13 protein-coding genes are annotated in these 15,002 nt (G+C 44.0%); 8 read left to right on the top strand and 5 right to left on the bottom strand.

Features of this window, described 5'->3' with window-relative positions:
- Positions 1-158: 158 nt before the first annotated feature.
- Genes OCW38_RS00365 through hemC form a run of 4 tightly spaced genes read right to left on the bottom strand, consistent with a single transcriptional unit; the run spans position 159 to position 4,255 of the window.
- Positions 159-1,340, bottom strand: coding sequence for a heme biosynthesis protein HemY (locus OCW38_RS00365; RefSeq protein WP_010438807.1), 1,182 nt, complete (start codon positions 1,338-1,340; stop codon positions 159-161).
- Positions 1,340-2,566: a uroporphyrinogen-III C-methyltransferase gene (locus OCW38_RS00370; protein ID WP_010438805.1), complete on the bottom strand. Its 1,227-nt coding sequence runs from the start codon at positions 2,564-2,566 to the stop codon at positions 1,340-1,342. The genes OCW38_RS00365 and OCW38_RS00370 overlap by 1 nt, the downstream gene beginning before the upstream one ends.
- A gap of 19 nt (positions 2,567-2,585) precedes the next feature.
- The gene (locus tag OCW38_RS00375) at positions 2,586-3,314 is read right to left on the bottom strand and encodes a uroporphyrinogen-III synthase (RefSeq protein WP_010438803.1); all 729 of its coding nucleotides are present in this window, start codon (positions 3,312-3,314) and stop codon (positions 2,586-2,588) included.
- 2 nt (positions 3,315-3,316) lie between these two features.
- Positions 3,317-4,255: a hydroxymethylbilane synthase gene (gene hemC / locus OCW38_RS00380; RefSeq protein ID WP_010438801.1), complete on the bottom strand. Its 939-nt coding sequence runs from the start codon at positions 4,253-4,255 to the stop codon at positions 3,317-3,319.
- A 344-nt stretch (positions 4,256-4,599) separates the two neighbouring features.
- Between hemC and OCW38_RS00385 the strand changes: the two genes are divergently transcribed.
- The gene (locus OCW38_RS00385; protein WP_010438799.1) at positions 4,600-7,128 is read left to right on the top strand and encodes a class I adenylate cyclase; all 2,529 of its coding nucleotides are present in this window, start codon (positions 4,600-4,602) and stop codon (positions 7,126-7,128) included.
- Between the two features lie 68 nt (positions 7,129-7,196).
- Here OCW38_RS00385 and cyaY read toward each other — a convergent pair whose 3' ends face one another.
- Entirely contained in the window at positions 7,197-7,511 is a 315-nt protein-coding gene (gene cyaY, locus OCW38_RS00390) for an iron donor protein CyaY (protein ID WP_010438796.1), read from the bottom strand.
- 75 nt (positions 7,512-7,586) lie between these two features.
- Here cyaY and lptM point away from each other — a divergent pair, with 75 nt between their 5' ends.
- The 7 genes from lptM to OCW38_RS00425 all read left to right on the top strand — a co-directional run bounded on the left by lptM (position 7,587) and on the right by OCW38_RS00425 (position 14,885).
- Positions 7,587-7,703 (top strand): LPS translocon maturation chaperone LptM, encoded by a 117-nt coding sequence (lptM, locus tag OCW38_RS23095; protein WP_022570868.1) that lies wholly within the window; start codon positions 7,587-7,589, stop codon positions 7,701-7,703.
- Positions 7,704-7,745: 42 nt separating this feature from the next.
- Positions 7,746-8,999 carry a diaminopimelate decarboxylase gene (gene lysA, locus OCW38_RS00400; protein ID WP_261894747.1) on the top strand — a complete coding sequence of 418 codons (1,254 nt, stop codon included), beginning with the start codon at positions 7,746-7,748 and terminating at the stop codon, positions 8,997-8,999.
- Between the two features lie 11 nt (positions 9,000-9,010).
- The gene (gene dapF / locus OCW38_RS00405; RefSeq protein WP_016784009.1) at positions 9,011-9,841 is read left to right on the top strand and encodes a diaminopimelate epimerase; all 831 of its coding nucleotides are present in this window, start codon (positions 9,011-9,013) and stop codon (positions 9,839-9,841) included.
- A 45-nt stretch (positions 9,842-9,886) separates the two neighbouring features.
- On the top strand, positions 9,887-10,585 hold the full coding sequence (locus tag OCW38_RS00410) for a DUF484 family protein (RefSeq protein ID WP_010438784.1): 699 nt from the start codon (positions 9,887-9,889) through the stop codon (positions 10,583-10,585).
- Positions 10,554-11,486: a tyrosine recombinase XerC gene (gene xerC, locus OCW38_RS00415; protein ID WP_010438782.1), complete on the top strand. Its 933-nt coding sequence runs from the start codon at positions 10,554-10,556 to the stop codon at positions 11,484-11,486. Before OCW38_RS00410 ends, xerC begins: the two co-directional genes overlap by 32 nt.
- A 15-nt stretch (positions 11,487-11,501) precedes the next feature.
- On the top strand, positions 11,502-12,218 hold the full coding sequence (gene yigB, locus OCW38_RS00420; RefSeq protein WP_016768430.1) for a 5-amino-6-(5-phospho-D-ribitylamino)uracil phosphatase YigB: 717 nt from the start codon (positions 11,502-11,504) through the stop codon (positions 12,216-12,218).
- Between the two features lie 168 nt (positions 12,219-12,386).
- Entirely contained in the window at positions 12,387-14,885 is a 2,499-nt protein-coding gene (locus OCW38_RS00425; protein ID WP_016768431.1) for a bifunctional diguanylate cyclase/phosphodiesterase, read from the top strand.
- The last annotated feature ends 117 nt before the right edge of the window (positions 14,886-15,002 follow it).

Raw genomic sequence — 15,002 nt, forward strand, 5'->3', positions numbered from 1 at the left:
TTCCGTGTGTTTAGGTGCCTCTATTGAATAATACTTGTTTTGGTTATTTTGGGTGTGTAGGGAGGTGGTTTATAGATAGTGTAGAGGCGATCTTGGGATAAACAGAAGATACAAAAAAGCCGATGCTAGGCATCGGCTTCGTGTTAGTTATTATTAGCTTAAGATGGTTGAACTAAAGTCAGAGCTTTACGAGAAACTTCGTGGGCTGCTTTCGTTAAGTTCTGTTTTTCTAACGCGTCGGATAGGTATCCGTAATCTGATACGTTTGAGCGAAGTGCCAATGCCTTTTCAAAATGGTTTTGTGCTTCCGCCCATTTCTGTTCTCTGAGGTAGAATTGAGCTAATGCGCTATGCGCTTCAGCATTGCTATCATCCTTACTGATAGCACGTTCTAACATCACTACTATTGGGTGGTGATCGGCCAGGTTAAGCTCAGGTAAAAGCATGTAAAGCTCATTTGAACCATTCTTCGCAATGTTCTCTTTAATCACTGTGAACGCTTCTGAGTCAGCTTTACGAGCTATCAGTTGTTTAACAAAACATGACACTAAGTGTGAGCTTTGTTTCTGTTTTCTAGAAAGCCTATTCCAATGGCTGATTAAACCTTCGCTGCCTTGTTGTTGTGCGACATCGTGAAGCAAACCACACTGAGCTTTCTGTTCTAACTCAACTTGCTCATCAGCCGTAAGAAGCTTGTTTTTAGCTAGCTTAGGCGTTAACTCTAGTAATGGCTGCCAGAGTTTAAGCTGCGTGTAAGTGGCTTTTAGTAGGCCAAGTACAGCCGTGTTGTTTGGGTAGGAGCCTTTTAGGGTAGAAAGTGTATCGAATGCGGCTTCGTAGTTCGACTCACTGATCTGTTGTTTTGCTTTAGTTAGCTCAACGGCTAGTAGAGAGTCCTCTTGTTGGCTAGCAAGTTCGATATACTTATCACGGTCACTGGTATTACCTTGTTCATGAGCAGCTTGAGATGCGACTAAATAACAAAGCAGAGGCATGTCGTGATGGTTAGCCCAACGAGTCACTTTTTTCTCTGCGCCTTTCCAGTCACCTTCCAGAAGTTTGATGATTCCTTCATTGGTATAACGACGAGAGCGTTTTAGCTTGCGTACGCTGAACCAGTTCCAAGTTGTTGAGCTTGCGTAAATTAGCTTTTTAAATAGGTACTCTAGGCCGAATAAAGCGGCTAAAAGAGCAATCACAAAAATAACCAGGGTCGTTACACTCATCTCGATAGTCTTATTAGCAATCGAGATCAATACATAACCTTGTTGACCTGAGAACTGGGTACCAACAAACAGACCTGCACCCAGTATGAGAAAAAGAAAAATCCAACGAATCATTATTTTTCCTCCGTGGTCATAACGGTCATTTCACGACGCAGACGTTCGCGTATTACATCTGACAACTCATTTTGAGACTCAAGTTTCACTGGGTATTTTACAGAGATGTTTTGTTCGCTTAACTGTTTGATAGCCTTCTCAAACTCGATTACCGACTGGTTGTCTTGGTTTAGGTAAGCCGTCGACCATTCGTTAGCCGTTTTAAGCGCTGCGTTATAAACATCACCTTGTTCTTTGTACACAGCACGAATAGCGGTTTCGAGTTTGCCTTTAATGTTTTCACGTAGGTAGAAGTGTTGTTCTGGAGACAGTAGTGGTATTACTTCGCCATCACGGCTACGAAACGTAATAAAGTTTTCTGAGAAGTCTTTCATCGACGTCATTAGGTTGTTTTGCCAATCATTAATATCACCTGATACCGCTTTTTTCTTAACAACGGCAGCCTCAGGCAGGATTGCATTGGCAAGCGGTAGGTGGTCGACTTGTTGTTGAAGACTTGTAATTCGCAATACTAGGCCATCACGATCGATCAGAGGGATCGTACGAAGCTTGGTAATGTCATTAGTCATTGATTGACGGAGAGATACTAAGCTAGGGTCATTTAACGCTGCGATACGTTGATCGGCACTTTCCATGAGTTTGGTTGCGCTAACGGCATCATGTTCGAGAAACAACTTGCGGCCAGCAAGTTTCACAAGGTAATCGGCTTCGGCAAGTAACCAGTCATTAGGGCGACGGCCTTTTACATCAGCAACGGCTAGTTGAAGGCTTTGAATGCTCTTTTGCTGTTGGGATTGCACTACCTGAGTTTTCTCTACTGCATGTGATGCTTCTTGGATGGTCTCTTGCTTGATAGTTTGGAGATCTTTATTTACTGCAGACTGAGTATTTTTCAGTTCAACTTGTAGGGCTGCAATTTCCGCCGAGTATTCAGCACTCTTTTGCTGCATTTGAAATGCGATACCGCCACTGAAAATAATAGAAATAGCGATCGCAATTGCGCCTAATTTGACACCGCGCTTACCTTGTTTCTCGGCTTTTTCTATTTGCTCTTGGTGCTCTGCTTGAGTCTCATCATTTTGAGCTACATTTGACACTGAGCCATCAAGCTTATCTTCTGGCTGTTTTGTCTCTTCAGATTCAGCTTTTTCGTTTTCAACAACTACTGTCTGAGTCTCTTGTTTCTTTTCAGGTTCAATATGCTCGTTATTTTTTTTGCTTGTCATGCTTATTTCCTGTTTCTAGCTAAGGCCGGAGAGCAGCCAGTAATATTTGGTTCGTAGCACTGTGAGTATTAGTTACGTCAGCGAAACCGAGTTGTTGTGCTCGTTCCACTATGCGCTGGCTTGGGACAAATAGTTGTCTTGTTGAAAGCCAAGCCAAATACTCATCAGGAGTAATTGAGCGGAGATATTCCAATTGCTCCTGACTAGTGATGACAACTTTGGATGTTTTTTCGTTTATCCATGCTTGATAGGTATTGTGGTCGCTAATAGGAATATATTCTCTACGGTAGGTCTCACAATAAGAGACTTGTGCGCCTCTGTTAAGTAAAGAGTCTCTAATGAGCTCGCGTCCACCATTACCACGCAGTATCAAAATGGATTTATTATTTACATCATTAAGTTCAGTAAGTTTAAGAAGATGTTCACTATCACTAACTTGAGGATAGTTTACTTTTTGTTTACAGACTTTGCTTAAAACGTGCGCAGTTTTTTGACCAACGCCAAGATAAAGCGGCGAAGATGGCCAAATAGATGCAGTTTTAGAAAGGATGTTTTGGGCCGCGGTCACAGCGTGATAGCTGACGGCGATGATAATATCGCTGTTCTTAAGCAGGGTGCTTAAATTCGATGAGGGTGGATTATCAACGATGCGAATAAGCGGATGGTGGATTGCTTGAATCCCTTCATCCGCTAGTTGTTGGCAAAGCGATTGTCCCTCTGGGCCGGGACGAGTTACCAACACTGTCATGGCTAATCTTGGTCTGCGTATAGTTTGGTTAAGATTTCTCTCGCACCGTCATCCAGCAATTGATTTGCCAGAGTAACGCCAAGTGCTTCTGCATCTTTGCGAAGGCCAGAGATCTCACCACGAACCATTTTAGAACCATCCGGTTCGCCAACTAACGCACGTAGCCAGATATTATCGCCATCTAGTAGTGAGTAGCTGCCAATAGGAACCTGACAACCACCTTCTAGGGTAAGGTTCATTGCACGTTCGCATAGCACGCGATCAGCGGTATCTTTGTGGTTTAGTGGTTCAAGAAGCTTAATTAGACGTTCATCATCAAGACGGCATTCAATACCGACAGCGCCTTGGCCCACTGCTGGTAAAGACTGCTCTGGTTCGATAAAGCTACGGATACGCTCTTCTAGCTCTAGTCGCTTAAGACCAGCTGCCGCTAGGACGATAGCATCGTATTGGCCGTCATCGAGTTTACCTAGACGAGTTCCTACGTTGCCGCGTAGTTCTTTGATGATCAAGTCAGGGCGGTATTCCAGTAGCTGACATTGACGACGCAGGCTGCACGTACCAACGACAGCGCCTTGTGGCAATTCATCAATGTTGTTGTATGTGTTTGATACGAAAGCGTCACGAGGATCTTCACGTTCACAAATCGTCACCAGACCTAGACCTTCAGGGAAGTCGACAGGCACATCTTTCATTGAGTGAACCGCTAGGTCAGCACGACCTTCTAGCATGGCTACTTCGAGTTCTTTAACGAACAACCCTTTACCACCTACTTTCGCAAGAGGAGTGTCTAGGATGATGTCACCTTTGGTCACCATAGTTACCAACTCAACCTCTAAACCAGGGTGAGCAGCTTGCAGTGCATCCCTTACAAAGTATGCCTGCCAAAGGGCAAGAGGGCTTTTTCTGGTTGCGATACGGATTGGTGCTGAATTTGTCATGGTGTTTCCGATATAGGTTCTGTAATAACCTAATCCTACCATTGTGAGGCGAAAATTCTTACTGTTTGATCGCTTCCCCCTTTTATAGCTGAGGGATTTTCACTAGTTCACCAAAATAGTGTGATTGGTATCTCATTTGAAACATGGGCTATTATTAGAAATAGTCAATACAGAGGACACTACGGCGCCGTGAGTTTAACTTTTTGTCATTAAAGAATTGGCCAGCATGACAAGCTCCTTTGCTTTACCATTAGGGGTAAAAGTGTTAAATTGATCACGTTTTGTTGCTCCTTTCGTTCAGTAACTAAACAGAAGTGCATTTAATCTCAAACCAAGGACTTACCTTGCAGGCTTACACTCAGACTTTGATTCAACGATTAGACAATCTAAATCAGCAGCGCATTGATCGTGCGTTGGCGTTGATGAATGTCCAAGGTCAGCGAGTTTTTAACCTTATTCCCACACTGCTTCATTTCAATCATCCCATGATGCCTGGTTATTACGACCAGCAAGTTCCTTTTGGAATTCATAGCTTCACGCTTAACTCATTCCAAAAGCAATTTGTCTCAGATACTGAATTAACACTTGGTGGCAAGCTGACCAAAGCGGCTGAACCTGCAATTCTTGGTCTTTACACCATGGGTAGCACTTCTTCTATTGGCCAAAGTACCTCAAGCGACCTCGATATCTGGGTTTGTGTTTCTCCAGATATGGACGGTGCATCGCGCGATAGCCTGACTAACAAATGTTTGCTTATTACCGATTGGGCTGAAACCTTAGGGGTTGAAGCAAACTTCTTCTTAATGGATGGAGAACGTTTTCGTTCAAATCATTCTGAAGAGATGACTGGCGATAACTGTGGTTCTTCACAACATTTGCTATTACTTGATGAGTTTTATCGCTCTGCAGTTCGTTTGGCTGGCCAGCGTTTGTTATGGCAGATCATTCCACCAGAAATGGAGGAGTGTTACGACCAATATGTTCAAGGTTTATGTCAGGATGGTTATCTTGATTGCTCGCAGTGGATCGACTTTGGTAAGTTGAATCGCATTCCTGCCGAAGAGTACTTTGGTTCAAACCTATGGCAACTTTATAAGAGTATCGACTCACCGTATAAATCGGTTTTGAAGGCTATTCTGTTAGAAGCTTATTCATGGGAGTACCCACATACTCAACTGCTTAGCATTGATACCAAGCGTCGCTTCTTTGCGGACGAACCTGATCTTTACGGCATGGATAGCTATTATCTGATGCTTGAGAAGGTAACGCGCTATTTAGAACGCATTAACGACCATACTCGATTGGATTTAGTTAGACGTTGTTTCTACCTCAAGACCCACGAAAAGTTGTCGCGCGAAGCAGGTAATGGTTCTGTTGCATGGCGTCGTGAAGCCTTGACCGAGATGACTAAATCTTGGAATTGGGGACATGAAACGATCGCTGAGCTCGACAACCGCCGTAACTGGAAAGTTGAGCAAGTTAAAGTGGTGCACCATGCACTGCTTGATGCCTTGATGTTGAGCTACCGTAACCTGATTCAATTTGCACGTCGCAATGACATTACTTCAGCTATCAGCCCACAAGACATCAGTATTTTAGCTCGCAAGCTCTATGCTGCGTTTGAAGTTTTACCTGGCAAAGTGACGCTATTGAACCCTCAAATTTCCCCTGATTTACATGAATCGGATTTGAGTTTTATTGAGGTGCGCCAAGGCCAGGCGAACAAAGCGGGCTGGTACTTGTATAAACAACCATTGATTGCACACCGCATTCTTGGTCAGCCATCTTTAGAGCATCATGAGTACTTGAGTAAGTTGGTTGCTTGGTCATTCTTTAATGGTTTGATTACCGAATCGACTCGTTTACATTCTGTTGTTCGTGATGCTCATATTGATATTGATAAGTTCTATCAAATGGTCAGTGACCTGAGAAATACTTTTTCTTTGCGTAAGCGCCGCCCAAGCATGCAAGCGCTGGCCAGTCCATGTGAAATAAGCCAGCTGGCGATGTTCATCAACTTTGAGAATGATCCGACTTCTGAGTTGAGTCCTCGTGAATTGAAGCTTGATCTTAAGAATGCCGATATCTTCAGTTTTGGTGAAGAAGGTAAGAGCTTGGTTGGGAGTGTTGATCTGGTTTATCGTAATTCTTGGCATGAAGTGCGTACGCTTCATTTTCAAGGTGATACCGCGATGTTGGACGCCCTTAAAACTGTACTGGGTAAAATGCACCAAGATGCTTTACCGCCAGAATCAGTTGATGTGTTCTGTTACAGCAAAAACCTACGTGGTGTGATGCGTAACATGGTGTATCAGTTGTTGGCTGAGTGCATTGATTTGCGATTGAAACCGATTGAGCCTGAAAAGCGTCGTCGTTTTAAGGCTATCCGTTTAGCTAACAAAATGTTTGGTCTGTTCTTTGAACGTCGTGGTGTCTCGGTACAGATGCTGGAAAACTCGGTTGATTTCTATCGTAGTATTTCAACCAACAAGCTGAAGGGCTCGCCTTTACAGATGCTAGATAAAGAGCAAGAGTATCAATTACCCGAAGTGGTTGATGGTTTTGCTAGTGAGGGTTTAATCCAGTTCTTTTTTGAAGACACGGATAAAGGCTTCAATATTTATGTATTGGATGAATCGAATCAAGTTGAGGTGTACCACCAATACAGTGGTGAAAAAGATGAGATGATCGCAAGCGTGAACTCTTTCTACACTTCAGTAAAAGATGAAACGAAGGTGTCCTCTAGGTTGATTAATTTCAATCTACCTCAGTACTATCAAATTGTTCATCCGGAAGAAGGCAACTCTTATGTCGTGCCTTATCGTAACGATGCTACTTTGTCTTCTCGTAGCTCGAAGATAGTCAATATCTAAGTTTTTGAGCCGACAGATATTAAAAAGGAGTGATTGATTCACTCCTTTTTCCTTTCGCTTACAAATGATTAGACCCAATTGATCTCTTCACCTGCATGTTTCACGCATTCTTCTTTCACCATCTCAAACAATTCCATGCCTGTTTTTGAGCATGTCCATTTGTCATCAATTAACTTGAAGTGAAAGCCACCAGATTTAGAGGCTAACCAGATTTCACGCATTGGTTCTTGGCGGTTGATAATAATTTGGCTGCGGTTTTCAAACTCTAGTGTCATCACGTTACCAGTCACTTCGTAATCAACATCTGCCTCTGATTCATCGATAGCTTCTTCGATGTTTTGCATCTGTATATCGACCAGTTGATGAAATTCAGTATCGTTCATCCTTTCTATCCTATTGCTTTTCCTGAGTGTGGTGCGATTATAGGGGGCATTGAGTTAATAATCACGATATGCAAAATGAAAAAATTAATTACCGCTCTGTTTATGGTGTCCGTTATTGGACTTTCTGGTTGTGGTCAAACGGGTCCGTTGTACGATCCTGAAGATGTTCAACAGACCGAACAACCACAATAAGTGAAAACACGCAGAAATCGTTATTTATAAGGGATAAGAACTTTGGATTACTTCAACTATCAGGAAGATGGCCAGCTTTGGGCTGAGGACGTCGCACTTTCACAACTAGCAGAGCAATATGGTACGCCGCTGTATGTATATTCTCGTGCAACATTAGAACGCCACTGGAATGCGTTTGATTCATCGGTTGGTGAGCACCCACACTTAGTGTGTTATGCCGTTAAAGCTAACTCAAACCTCGGCGTATTGAATACTTTGGCTCGTTTGGGCTCTGGTTTTGATATTGTTTCTGGTGGTGAGTTAGAGCGTGTGGTTGCTGCAGGTGGCGATCCAGCTAAAGTTGTGTTCTCTGGTGTTGGTAAGACAGCCGCAGAAATGAAGCGTGCGCTTGAGTTAAACATTAAGTGTTTCAATGTAGAGTCTGAGCCAGAACTAGAGCGACTAAATAAAGTGGCAGGTGAACTTGGTGTTAAAGCGCCGATTTCTCTGCGTATCAACCCAGACGTTGATGCGAACACTCACCCTTACATTTCTACAGGTCTGCGTGACAACAAGTTTGGTATTGCGTTCGACCGTGCCCCTGCCGTCTATGCTTTTGCAAAAACACTCGATAACTTGTCTATCCATGGTATTGATTGTCACATCGGTTCTCAGTTAACCGATATCGAACCTTTTATCGATGCCACTGATCGCCTGCTCGCGCTGATTGATCAGCTGCGTTCTGATGGGATTAACATCAAACACCTTGATGTCGGCGGCGGCCTTGGTGTGGTTTATCGTGATGAATTACCACCACAGCCTTCAGATTACGCAAAAGCTTTATTGGCTCGCTTAGACAATCATTCTGATCTAGAGCTGATTTTCGAGCCTGGAAGAGCGATTGCTGCTAACGCTGGTGTATTATTGACGAAAGTCGAGTTCCTCAAGCCAACAGAGCATAAGAACTTTGCCATCATCGATGCGGCAATGAGCGACCTGATGCGCCCAGCACTTTATCAAGCTTGGCAAGATATTGTGCCAGTCAGCCCTCGTCAGGGTGAAGCCGTGACTTACGACTTGGTTGGTCCGATCTGTGAAACGGGTGACTTCTTAGGTAAAGATCGTGACCTTGTTCTCGAAGAAGGCGACCTACTAGCAGTTCGTTCAGCTGGTGCTTATGGCTTCGCGATGTCATCTAACTACAACACTCGTTCGCGTGCGGCTGAAGTGATGGTGGATGGCGATAAAACTCACTTGGTTCGTCAGCGTGAAGAGCTTACGAGTTTGTGGGAACTTGAAAACATTCTTCCGGAGTAATTTTAAGCGTTATGCACTTCCATTTTTCTAAAATGCATGGTTTGGGCAATGATTTCATGGTCGTGGACTGCATTACTCAAAATATTTTCTTTTCTCCAGATTTGATCCGTCGTTTGGCGGATCGTCACACTGGTGTGGGGTTTGATCAGCTACTTGTGGTTGAGGCTCCTTATGACCCAGAAACTGACTTCCATTACCGCATATTCAATGCGGATGGCAGTGAAGTGGAGCAGTGTGGCAATGGTGCTCGTTGTTTTGCACGATTCGTTCGCATGAAAGGCTTAACGAATAAGTACAGCATCAACGTAAGCACTAAGAAAGGTAAAATGGTTCTTAAGATTGAAGACAATGACCAGATCACCGTAAACATGGGTGTTCCTGAGTTCGAACCAGGCAAGATTCCATTCAAGGCGAAACAGTCAGAGAAGACATACATCTTAAGAACGGATGCCCACACTTTATTCTGTGGTGCCGTTAGCATGGGTAATCCACATGTGGTTACCGTTGTTGATGATGTTGATACCGCTGACGTAGACACCTTGGGCCCACTTCTTGAATCGCATGAGCGTTTCCCAGAGCGAGTGAATGCTGGCTTTATGCAAGTGATCAGCCGTGATGAAATTCGTTTGCGTGTTTACGAACGTGGTGCGGGTGAAACTCAAGCATGCGGTAGCGGTGCATGTGGCGCCGTTGCGGTTGGTATCACTCAAGGCTTATTGGCTGAGAATGTGAAAGTTCGTCTGCCTGGAGGTGATTTACAGATCAGCTGGCAAGGTCCGGGTAAGCCTTTGTTTATGACTGGCCCTGCAACGCATGTGTTTGATGGTCAACTTTCTTGCTAAGAACGATTCATCACTCATCGATTCATAAAACATAAAGGATAGGTTTTGTCTTACGTTGAAGCCGACGCACTCACCGCAGAAGTGGTCGCGGAATATTTACGTGATAACCCAGATTTTTTTCAAGACAGGAAAGATTTGGTTGATCGCCTTGCTATCAATAACGTTGAGCAGGGGGCTGTTTCTCTGGTTGAGGTTCAGCTAAAACGCCAACGCCACAGAATCGAAGAGCTCGAAGAAGAGATCACCGGTTTGATGTCGTTGGCTGCAAATAACGATAAGACCTTCTATGAATTTATGGATCTGCAAGCGCAGGTGCTGAAATGCAGTGACTTCATGCAGGTGATAAAAGCTGTTGAGCAAAAAGCGTTAGATCTAGGGCTTAAGGCTCATGTTCGAATCCTTTCGCAATCAGGTTTTTATCAGCTCAATGAAGAGCGTTACTCTAAGTTCTCACTTAACCATTTCAATGGTAAAGATGCTTACTTAGGGCGTTTGAGAAAAACCGACAGACACGATTTGTTTGGTGATTTTCCCGTTCCAGAGCTAGGCTCTTATGTAGTACTACCGCTCGCTAAGCTGTCTCCATTGGGTTTGCTCGCCTTTTCTAGTGAAGATGGCGGACATTTCCAACCCCATATGGACACGCTCTTTTTACGCCATTTAGCGCTGGTAGTAGCTCATTTGGCGGATACCTTACCTTGGCAGATAAATAATGAGCCTAGAGCCCAAAACACCTCTTCCTAGCAGCCTTCAAAAGCCACTTTCTCGCTTCTATGAATATCTCAGAAGCGAGAAGGGACTCAGCCTACACACCCAACGTAATTACAAACAACAGCTTGAAACCATGGCCGCTCATTTAGTAACTCTTGGCCTAAAAGACTGGGGCCAAGTCGATGCGGCGTGGGTAAGACAACTTGCCAGTAAAGGCATGCGAGAGGGAATGAAGGCGAGCAGTATTGCGACGCGCTTATCTTCACTGCGCAGCTTCTTTGATTTCCTTGTGTTACGTGGTGAAATGAACGCTAACCCAGCAAAAGGGGTTTCAGCTCCACGTAAACAACGCCCTTTACCTAAGAACCTCGATGTTGATGAAGTGGGTCAACTGCTTGAAGTGAACGGAGATGACCCATTATCGATTCGTGATCGAGCGATGATGGAAGTGATGTATGGTGCAGGCTTGCGACTCGCTGAATTAGTCGGAATCAACCTTAAAGATGTATTAGGCCGGCAGGGTGAAATCCGAGTGATTGGTAAAGGTGACAAAGAACGTAAAGCGCCGTTTTCTGGTTTAGCTAAAGAGTGGGTCGATAAATGGCTTAAAGTTCGTGGTGAATTGGCTTCACCGGGTGAAACCGCCCTGTTTGTGTCAAAACTAGGGACCCGTATCTCTCATCGCAGCGTACAAAAGCGTATGGAAGAGTGGGGTAAGAAGCAATCCGTCGCGAGTCACATTAGCCCACATAAATTGCGTCACTCTTTTGCAACACATGTGCTTGAGTCGAGCCAAAATCTTCGCGCAGTTCAAGAGTTACTTGGACATGAAAATATCTCGACGACCCAAGTGTATACCCACTTAGATTTCCAGCACCTGGCACAAGCTTATGATCAGGCTCATCCGAGAGCTCGTAAGAAGAATAGAGATTAGATTAAAGGGTTTACTATGCGAATTTATCGAGGGTTAAAGCCCATCAAAGCCATGACCTTTGACTTAGATGACACCTTGTATGACAACTGGCCTGTGATCATGAAGGTTGAGAAGGAGATGGCACAGTGGCTTTATCAAAAGCACCCAGTGTCGGCTTCTTTATCGCTCGAAGAGTGGCAGGGCATCAAGCAGCAAGTCGCATCTGAAAATCCAACCTTAAAACATGATGTCACTGTGTGGCGTGAAACTCAGATTAAAATTGGTTTGCTGCAATTGGGCTATTCTCTGCGGCAAGCAGAACAAGCGGCTCGAGAGGGTATTGAGCATGCCTTGTGGTTGCGTAATCAAGTCGATGTGCCTCAAGAAACACACCGAGTGATGACAGAACTCAGCCAGCGTATTTCGCTCGTTGCGATTACTAATGGTAACGTCGATCCGCATAAAATAGGGTTAGGACAGTACTTTCAGTTAATCCTCAAAGCTGGTCCTGACGGTAAAGCAAAGCCTTACCCTGATATGTTTGATACCGCTCAGCAGTACTTAGGGTTCGATGCTGAGAATATCCTTCATGTTGGTGATCATCTCAGAACTGACGTCTATGGGGCGAAGCGAAATGGCTTCCAAGCATGCTGGTTTAATGATACGGGTTCCAATTTATATCTATCTTCTAAGGCAAGTGTGTTACCTGATGTTGAAATAGATCAGCTCAGCGACCTTATGCGACTCATTTAATCGCCACTATAAGCTTATCGTGTCGCATTTATGATAATGAATTGTTACAGTAGGCGCCATTAAAAGCCGGTTTAGGCTAGGATAATTGGCGGCTATTTTTATAGATTCATTTCAGTCAAGCAGAGGTTGCGGGTTATTCAATTCACTCGATTTTGAACAAGGGTTGGCATGCAAACATTTACATTTCTCGCAAATACTGAGGAGTTATTTAAGTCTCAATTTAATCTGCGAGAGTGGAGTGACAACAAACAATACCTTATCCAGCTCTTTTCTGCTCAATCTTCTGATGTCGCTCGTGGAATCGCGAGTATTGCCTTAAAGCGTTTAAATCGTGCGACGCTAATTGGGCAAAGTGCACGCCATGTTATTTGTGACAACTGCCTTGAAAGTACGTGTACGTTAATCATTATCAGTGAATTTAACGAAACTCGTTTATCTACTGCTGTTCAGCCTTTTACTGGCAACCCTAGTCATGACAGCCAAGCGTTAACTGCTCAGTTAAACCTATCTGAAGATACCAAGACCGTGATCAGTCTATGTGATCAGGTTGAAGGTCGTGATTACCCTATCTATAACGCCTTTGAGAATCTGCCTTACGCTTTGCCGGTGGCTGGTGGGTTATGTCATGAGAATGAATTTGGTCGTTGGGTGATGCACAACGAAGAAATTTATCAGCACGCTTGTGTCGCTGTTGCTTTGAGTAACCCTAAATTAAAAGTTTGGTCAGATGCTTATTCTGAGTGGAACCCGATCGGGATGAAGCTGCGAGTAACGCGCGCTGAGGGTCATCGCTTATATGCATTAAATGATAAGCCTGCCATCGAGGTTTTCAAACATTACCTTGCCGATGGAAAAGATCTTCCCTTTAGTCAACTGATGAGCTTTCCACTTTATCGAGAACTTGGCAGAAAGAAGGGTATCTCAACGCCGCTACGTATTAATGATGATGGCAGTATAGAGTTTGATAGCCCTTGGCATGTCGGTGAAGAGGCGCAGTTTTGTTATAACCACCCCTCTTTGACCGCGGAAAAGGTGCGCCACGGTGCCGAGATGCTGGCCATCCATCAGCCTGAGTCTGTGATTATCTATAACTGCGTCTCTCGACTTGAATTCATCGATAGTAAACTTGAACTGAAGCCATTCGAAGGAATCGTGAATACGTGCGGAGCATACTGCATGGGTGAGCTATATCGCAATGAAGATCGCCAAGAGATACTTCATCATAGTCTTACTTATATTGCGATGAGAGAGTCGGACGAGATCGATGAGTTTCGCTGTGGGGGTTATCAGCGTGACTCTACAGTATCACCATTGCTTAATTTAGTAAGAAATGCCGTTGCTGATCTCGATCGCATGAATATTCAGATGGAGGAAAAACTTCATCAACAGGCACGTCGTTTAACGGAAAGTTATCGTATTGACTCTCGTACCGGGCTGCCTAATCGCATTGTATTAAAAGAACGCCTCAATATGATTCTCTTCACTGAGCACCTGTTGACGCTCAAACTGACCAATTTCCACCAAGTGAACGAGAAATATGGCTACCAAGTAGGGGATCAGTTATTACAGGATCTCTCTAATTACTTTGTAGAGCGATTGCACCTTCGCGTGGTTAAGGAATCCAAGGTAAAGGTAGAGCTGTTCAGTATTGGTGTTGGTGAGTGGGCTATCATCTTTAATGCAAGTGTTGATAGTACAAAGATAGAGCAACGTTTCGTCGAGTTCGCTGATGATATCGAACACACCAACTTTGAACCCTATGGACTCACTGATATTGATTATCTCTCAGTATCGTTATGCGGTGGTTTTGCGAGCCGTTGTGATTTCTTAAGCGACAGCGGTGATCAGATCTTATTAAAGGCCATTGAAGCTCGTCGTTATGGTGTGCGAAATAATACTCACATTACTAATGCTAAGAATATTCAAGTCAGCGAAGAAGATCGTAAGGAGCAACTTGGTTGGTTGAGTTGTGTAAGCCGAGCGATCTTAGATCAGAACATAATTACCTACTCACAACCTATTGTAGCGGCGGGGACTCATGAAATGATCGCTCAAGAGTGCTTGGTCAGAATCATGGAATCAGATGGCTCGATTATCCCTCCTGGTAAGTTCTTACCTATCATTGCTGATACGCATCTTTATACTCGTCTTAGCCGACATATGATTAAAAGCACCATCGGTTATATGGCGGATAAGCAGAGCTCGTTCTCTATCAATCTATCCCCGCAAGATTTATTGAGCGATAAGACGCTTGAGGTTCTTGAGGCGGCGATTAGCGGTATGAATGATCCGACTCGACTTGGTTTAGAGGTTTTAGAATCAGAGCAGATTAAAGACTATGGCCGAATGATTGAGGTATGTGATCACTTCCGTGCTCTAGGGACGAGAATCATTGTCGATGACTTTGGCTCAGGCTATTCCAATATTGATGAAATCATCAAGCTTGAACCGCAAGTCATTAAGTTGGACGGCAGTTTGATTCGCAACATTGATAAGGACGAAAAACAGAGAAATATCACCTCTCAACTGGTGCGTTTATGTCAGGTGTTTAATGCTAAAACAGTCGCTGAATTTGTTCATAACCAACAGGTTTGTGATATCGCGGAGCAAATGGGTGTCGACTACCTACAAGGTTATCACTTTGGTGAGCCTAAGCGATTGTTTTAAAATACAAAGGTCAGGCTGTTATACGATATATCTATTGAACGGCGCGCAATCACAGCTCACCGCCTGGTTTTATTGAAATGAATGATGTTTAACTAACGTCACATTATTAGTACGACG

It is taken from the genome of Vibrio cyclitrophicus (assembly GCF_024347435.1).
GTDB lineage: Bacteria > Pseudomonadota > Gammaproteobacteria > Enterobacterales > Vibrionaceae > Vibrio > Vibrio cyclitrophicus.

Bases quoted from the DNA above. Each gene is read 5' to 3' on its own strand.
- OCW38_RS00375 (WP_010438803.1), bottom strand. From the start codon at position 3,314: ATGACAGTGTTGGTAACTCGTCCCGGCCCAGAGGGACAATCGCTTTGC.
- dapF (WP_016784009.1), top strand. From the start codon at position 9,011: ATGCACTTCCATTTTTCTAAAATGCATGGTTTGGGCAATGATTTCATG.
- lptM (WP_022570868.1), top strand. From the start codon at position 7,587: ATGAAAAAATTAATTACCGCTCTGTTTATGGTGTCCGTTATTGGACTT.
- yigB (WP_016768430.1), top strand. From the start codon at position 11,502: ATGCGAATTTATCGAGGGTTAAAGCCCATCAAAGCCATGACCTTTGAC.
- hemC (WP_010438801.1), bottom strand. From the start codon at position 4,255: ATGACAAATTCAGCACCAATCCGTATCGCAACCAGAAAAAGCCCTCTT.
- xerC (WP_010438782.1), top strand. From the start codon at position 10,554: ATGAGCCTAGAGCCCAAAACACCTCTTCCTAGCAGCCTTCAAAAGCCA.
- cyaY (WP_010438796.1), bottom strand. From the start codon at position 7,511: ATGAACGATACTGAATTTCATCAACTGGTCGATATACAGATGCAAAAC.
- OCW38_RS00370 (WP_010438805.1), bottom strand. From the start codon at position 2,566: ATGACAAGCAAAAAAAATAACGAGCATATTGAACCTGAAAAGAAACAA.
- OCW38_RS00365 (WP_010438807.1), bottom strand. From the start codon at position 1,340: ATGATTCGTTGGATTTTTCTTTTTCTCATACTGGGTGCAGGTCTGTTT.
- OCW38_RS00425 (WP_016768431.1), top strand. From the start codon at position 12,387: ATGCAAACATTTACATTTCTCGCAAATACTGAGGAGTTATTTAAGTCT.